Below are 5,734 nucleotides of genomic sequence, written 5' to 3'. Positions count from 1 at the left end.
GGGAGGCCACGGTGGGGTAAGAAGGCCAGCCTTCCATCCTTCCTTCCATTCTCATGCCTGGTTCGGTTTTGTCTGAAATAGACTTAAAACTCAACCAAATTACATCTTGTAATGCCTTGGAATAATTGAACGATTTTAAGAGGACAGGGTGGGGAAAGAGCCGTTACTTTTCAAAAGAGGATAATTTTGCCGAGGCCCTTGATTACCAAGGGTCTTGGTCATTTTTATGTGTGGGTTGTGGTGAGTTGGGAGGCCACGGTGGGGTAAGAAGGCCAGCCTTCCAAGCTGAGACACGCAATCACATACCAACAGCACCACAGCAACAGCAATCATACCCAAATCATTTTGAATCCATGGGCCTACCCACAGCAGCCAAGGGCCTGTCAGGGGCCAGTCTTACGGCCTGTCCGTGGATTCAAAGAGGCGTGGGTGTTCCATGCTTCACATCAACTTAACCGGAGAAGATCCAGCCTTCCAACTTTGAGAGAACGGCGGACTTCCCACAAGAAAAGGAGGTACAAATTATGAAGAAAAGAATCACAGCAGCAGCATCCCAGGAGCTTGTAATCAATGGCATTGCTCTGACATGCAATGAAACCGGGCTTTACCGTCTGAATGATCTGCATGAAGCGACAGGGGGATTGAAGAAGCACCAGGTAGGAAACTGGCTGAGAAGTCAGAGAACGCAGCAGCTGATTGTTCAGATTGGAGAGGAAAGAATTGACGGGACGGAAGCCACAGCCAGCCTTGTCATGGATTCCATCCTTTACGTTCAGAGAGGTGGCAATCAAAAGGCACAGGGAACCTACGCTTGCCGGGAGCTGGCCTATGATTATGCCTCCTGGATTGATCCGGCTTTCTTTGTGGCTACGATACGGGCCTTCGGTGCCTTGGCAGACGGAAAGACCGCTGAAGCCCTGGAGATTGGCCTTCGGAAAGACCTGGCGAAAGAATACAAGCCCATGATGGATGCCTTGAAAAAGGTACGGGCAGCAGAGGGGAAGACCACAGAAGCAAGGCATTACACCAATGAAAACAATATGCTCCGTGAGATTGTGACGGGCTTTCCTCCGTCCGCTTACAAGGAGATTTGGGGCAATACGCCTTTCCGGGATCTTCTGGATATTGAGGGCTGTGAAATGCTTCTCTGGCTTCAGAAAGAGAACACAAAGCTGATCCTTCGGGGCCTTTCCTACGCAGAACGGAAAGAGATCCTGGCAGCCGGAAGACCCGCACAGCAGACGATGGTGGCCTAACATGAACACACACATCTACAGCACCAGAGATTTGTCATACACGTTCGGAGTGAAGCACAGAACCCTGAAGCTCATGCTTGGGACGTACTGGAAAGAATTTGAAGCCCTGGCAGAGCCTGGGTTTAAGGCGGTACCCAACCACAGAAAGCCTCACATGCTGAATGCGGCACAGTGCTGGCTGATGGTTGCCATGCTTTATCCAGAGCGTGGTGTGGAGCTGAAGGTCAAGATGGCTAAGCTGGTGGGAGAGGTAGCCTTTCCGATTAAGCACATACCGTCACCTGAAGCGGAGCCTGAAGCAGCGGTAGAGCGTCCGAAGGTAGTCGGGAAGATCGATCTGAGGCCCGACAAGGCTTAGGGGCCGGACTGTCCGCTTAAAAGGCCATAGGGGTACATAAGGCCGGGAATCGGTCGGGAGCATGGATCGTCTCTTTGATCCGATTGATCCGAACGGTCGGGAGCTGGTCGGGAGCTGGTCGGGAGCTGGTCGGGAGCTGGTCGGGAGCTGGCCTGTCAGGGGTGCATAAGGTCGGGAGCTGGCTTCTGGTCGGCCCCGGCTGGCCCCCCGGCTGGCTTCTGGTCTGTTTTCGGCGTACCAAAGGCTTTCAGTGCCTTTTGCAAATATATTTAATGGTTACAGCCTGTTATGCGAATTCTTATCATGTTTCTGATTTGGGAGTTTTTTCATCAATATGACAAGGTAAATCAGGCTGTTAAACGAATCTTATACAGTAAATGCAAAGGGGAGAGAGAGTATCTGAGGCTTCTTAGGAGAATCTTAGGTATATCTTAGGTAATACCTTAGCATAGTAAAGAGTATCCTTCCTATAGATCAATGTACTACGCCGCCCTTCCAGCCCTTCGGTGCCTTCAAGCTGCCTTCTTCTGACCCACAGGGAGTAACCCTTTTCCCTGACCACAGAAGGAAGAGAGCGGGGCCAGACCTGCGGCCTGAGCCGCCCCAAGACCTTCAAGCTTCGGTGCCTTCAAGCTGCCTTCTTCTGACCACAGGGAGTAACCCTTTTCCCTGACCACAGAAGACAGAGAGCGGGGCCAGACCTGCGGCCTGAGCTTGCCTACACCTTTGGCCTTGAGCCGACCCAAGATCATTCATTCATTCACATTTATTCAAAGGCCAGACCGAACGGCCTGACTCACCAAAGCAATGAGCGCAGCCTTCAAAGAACAGCCTGCCCAAAGCCCAGGAAAGGAGAAACATAACCCATGACATACGCAGCAGCAATTCCCGATACCACAGATACCCTTGATACCCTTGCTCAGGCCGAAGGACTGGCCTTTGATACCCTTGCTCAGGCCGTTCGGATCAGCCCGGCCCCTAATGCTCCTTTGGCGGGCCTTGAAGAGCCGATCCGTGAAGGACTGGCCTTTGACCTTACTCAGGCCCTGGATCTTCACGATGCCACAGCAAAGGCCCTGAGCAAAGCACCAAAGTTTAACATCATCCTCTGGACAGATGACAAAGAGCTGGCCGACCTGGTGGATTCCCTCCTGACCACAGAGCTTCTTCAGGGAAACAGGAACTGGAAGGCATACCGAGGCACAGCTACCGTCCTTCTCCTTAATATCATGGGCGGGGGCTACGTGCGTTTCCACAGAAGTTCCCGCTACTACGCCAACCTGATTAAGCGGTACAATCCAGCAGGAGTAAGCTTTAAGGCTGTTGCCCTGGTGGATGCCATGATTGAACATGGCTACCTTGAACAGACCATCGGCTTCCAAAACCGAAGCACCGGAAAGAGAATGGCTTCCCGAATCAAAGCAACTCCGGCCCTCCTGAATCGGATTCCTAAGCACCTGAAGGATCAACGGATTCCCACCCATCCTAAGAAGGAGCTGATTGTCCTGAAGGATAAAGAAGGGAATTTCAAAGCCTATCTTGAACACAGGCTGCCCCAAGTTAAACGAATGAGAAGGGAGCTGATAAGCTACAATACCATCCTGAAGCAGCACGGATTCCCCCCGGTGCATCGGGTGTTCAACCAGGGATCGTGGGATCTTGGTGGCCGTTTTTATGGTGGATGGTGGCAGACCTGCCCGAAGGCCGAACGTAAGGCCATTACGATAGGGGATCGGACTGATCCGAACAACGGAGAGGCTACCGTGGAGCTGGACTATTCCTGCCTGTATCCGACTTTGCTGTACGCAGAGAAGGGCTTGGAACTTTCCAAAGATGCCTACGATATCACAGGCTTTCCCCGGAATGAAGCCAAGAAAGCCTTCGTGGTGGCCGTGGGAGCCAAGACACCCAAAGGCGGGAAGCAGGCCCTCCGGTGTGCCGACCTTAACCCTGAGCTTGTGGTTGCCCTTCTGGAAGCCCATGCTCCCATAGCGGATTCACTGTTTGCCGGGAAGGTTTTGGAGCTGCAACGGATGGACTCCAGGATATGCGCTGAAGTCCACCGTGTAATGACAGCAGCCGGGATCTGTTGCCTGAGCGTCCATGATTCTTTCATTGTTCAAGCCAGGCACGAAGCCTTTCTGAAGGCCACCATGGAAGAGGCTTATCGCAGGGTTACGGGATCGAATGTTCTTCCCCGGATTGGATAAAGCCCCAAGGATCGGCTCCTTCAGGATCGGCTCTTCAAGGCCCGCCAGGGCCAGGCTGATCCGACTGATCCGAACAGGGCGATGAAGCAAGGATCGGCTCTTCGATCCGAATAGGGGTACACAAGGTCGGGAGTCGGGAATTGGGAGCTGATCCTTGCTCCTGGCCCTTGACCCTCACAGATACGATTTCGACTTTCACAACTACCACCAATGACATCTAAGGCCGCTACCAAGCCACTACTAAGATCCGGCAAAGAGCAGGCCAAGAAAGGAGCAGTTAATAATGACAGAGAACACGCCCGTTAAAGAACCATCCCTTGCTGAAATGAAGAGCAGATATCGGTTGCTTTCCATGACACAAGCCGCCCTTAGTGGATCTACCCCTATACCCTTGGAAGAGATTCACGCCAAGGCTGAGGCAGAACTTCCAGCCCTGACAATGCCCAAGATCCGGACTTTCCTGGACGATTCAGACGGGAAGCACTGGTTCGCTTTGAGAGACGTTCTGGAAGCCACAGGCAGCAAGACACGCCCTGCAATAGCCAAGAGAACCCTTGTGCAGAATATCGGCCCCCATTGCTGTGAAACACACGGCCTGACTGCCAAGAATGGCCGGGTTCAGGATGGAACCATTATCAATACGGAAGCCGCCTTTTACCTTGCGGGGATTGTCCGGCAGGGGGCAGAAGGCAAGGTATTCCATGAAATGCTGACCATTGCCCTTGATAAAGAAGAGGGAGAAGGGTTCGATTATGTTCGGCATTTTTTTGGAGATATGAGGGGCATTGGGACTATGGAAATTGAAGGCGAACAATGGTACGTCCTGAGCCATGTTCTGACTCTTCTCTTTGAAAGCAGGATGCGCTTGGTTGATGCAAAGGCACTGGTTGAAGAAGTTTTCCCTGAGTATGTAAGGAAGCAGCAGCTTCATACGCCCGATGGGATACCCTACGGGCCGGAAGTTGTGTTGATCCATGAAAATACCCTGACCTTCCTGGCCCAGCTGATACCGACAGAAGCAGGTAAGAGATTTGCCCGGTGGCTGTTCGGTGAAGTGATACCTGCAATCCGTAAGGACGGGGCTTATTTTCACGATGTCCCATTGCCCCTGGGGGGTGAAGAGATGGAACCGGAAGAAGCCGAGTACATAAAGCAGGCTACTGCTATGCTCATGGGCCTTAGCAAAAAGCTGAAACGCCAGGAAAAACAGCGGCTGGCTGCGGAAATTCTCCTGGATATAAGCCCTGTTCCACTTCAAAGATGCCTGGATGCGGAATGGGGAACGGTGTCTTCCCTTGCTCAGGTCTTGCAACTGCCCCACCATTCCCAGGAGATCATTGATGCCCAATATTCTGTCGTTGATATTTTGGAGTAGGGATCTTGGGATTAAGGTCTGACAGAAGAGGCGATCCTTTGTTGAAGGGATCGTCTTTTTCTGGCACTTTGGTGGGCATTGATCCGAAGAAGACAGGGGTTCATAGGGCCGGGGGGCAGTTTTTAGCTGAAGATAGAAATGTGGGAGCGATTTTTTTAAAGGTTTTTGCTGCAATGCCGATACATCTGTAAATAGATTTCCAGTTGATCTGACCTGCCAGATAAAATGCCTGTAAAGGCCAAACCATATTTATCCGTCAAGATAATTCAAATTGATTGTTATTATGCTGATTTAATCGGGAAAGGGGTCTTGTAATGATTACCTTGAATTCAACATCAGATTTTAAAATTACAGCTAAAGCACCTGAAAACCTGAACTCCGTCAAACAATCACCAAATAACCAGCATACAAAAATTCAGCACATAACTGCTGCTGATAAGCAGGCAGAAGGTTATACCGTATCCCTCGGGCACATTGAAGAAGATACCGGGCCTCCCAAAATTTTTATTGATGGCGATACCCCTATGAAAGATCT

At 51.3% G+C, this 5,734-nt stretch carries 6 protein-coding genes; 5 read left to right on the top strand and 1 reads right to left on the bottom strand.

What is annotated here, in order from left to right; genetic code table 11:
- The first annotated feature begins 524 nt into the window (after positions 1–524).
- From LZ24_RS16720 to LZ24_RS16705, 3 genes are all read left to right on the top strand, one after another.
- Entirely contained in the window at positions 525–1,256 is a 732-nt protein-coding gene (locus LZ24_RS16720; RefSeq protein WP_144686851.1) for a KilA-N domain-containing protein, read from the top strand.
- A 1-nt stretch (position 1,257) separates the two neighbouring features.
- Positions 1,258–1,614, top strand: a complete 357-nt coding sequence (locus LZ24_RS16715) for a hypothetical protein (protein WP_144686850.1) — start codon at positions 1,258–1,260, stop codon at positions 1,612–1,614.
- Positions 1,615–2,480: 866 nt separating this feature from the next.
- Positions 2,481–3,824 carry a hypothetical protein gene (locus tag LZ24_RS16705; protein ID WP_144686848.1) on the top strand — a complete coding sequence of 448 codons (1,344 nt, stop codon included), beginning with the start codon at positions 2,481–2,483 and terminating at the stop codon, positions 3,822–3,824.
- 469 nt (positions 3,825–4,293) lie between these two features.
- Here the strand turns inward: LZ24_RS16705 and LZ24_RS16700 are convergent, their stop codons facing one another.
- Complete coding sequence (locus LZ24_RS16700) at positions 4,294–4,527, bottom strand: hypothetical protein (RefSeq protein ID WP_144686847.1); 234 nt, start codon at positions 4,525–4,527, stop codon at positions 4,294–4,296.
- A 3-nt stretch (positions 4,528–4,530) separates the two neighbouring features.
- Here LZ24_RS16700 and LZ24_RS16695 point away from each other — a divergent pair, with 3 nt between their 5' ends.
- Both LZ24_RS16695 and LZ24_RS16690 read left to right on the top strand, forming a co-directional pair.
- Positions 4,531–5,199 (top strand): BRO-N domain-containing protein, encoded by a 669-nt coding sequence (locus LZ24_RS16695; RefSeq protein ID WP_144686846.1) that lies wholly within the window; start codon positions 4,531–4,533, stop codon positions 5,197–5,199.
- A gap of 314 nt (positions 5,200–5,513) precedes the next feature.
- The coding region (locus tag LZ24_RS16690) for a hypothetical protein (protein ID WP_144686845.1) at positions 5,514–5,734 on the top strand (221 nt) is incomplete at its 3' end.

Origin of the sequence: Desulfobotulus alkaliphilus (assembly GCF_007830435.1) — a bacterium.
Classification (GTDB): Bacteria; Desulfobacterota; Desulfobacteria; order Desulfobacterales; family ASO4-4; genus Desulfobotulus; species Desulfobotulus alkaliphilus.
Note: the sequence above shows the minus strand (reverse complement) of the source record. Positions and strands in the feature narration are given on the sequence as shown.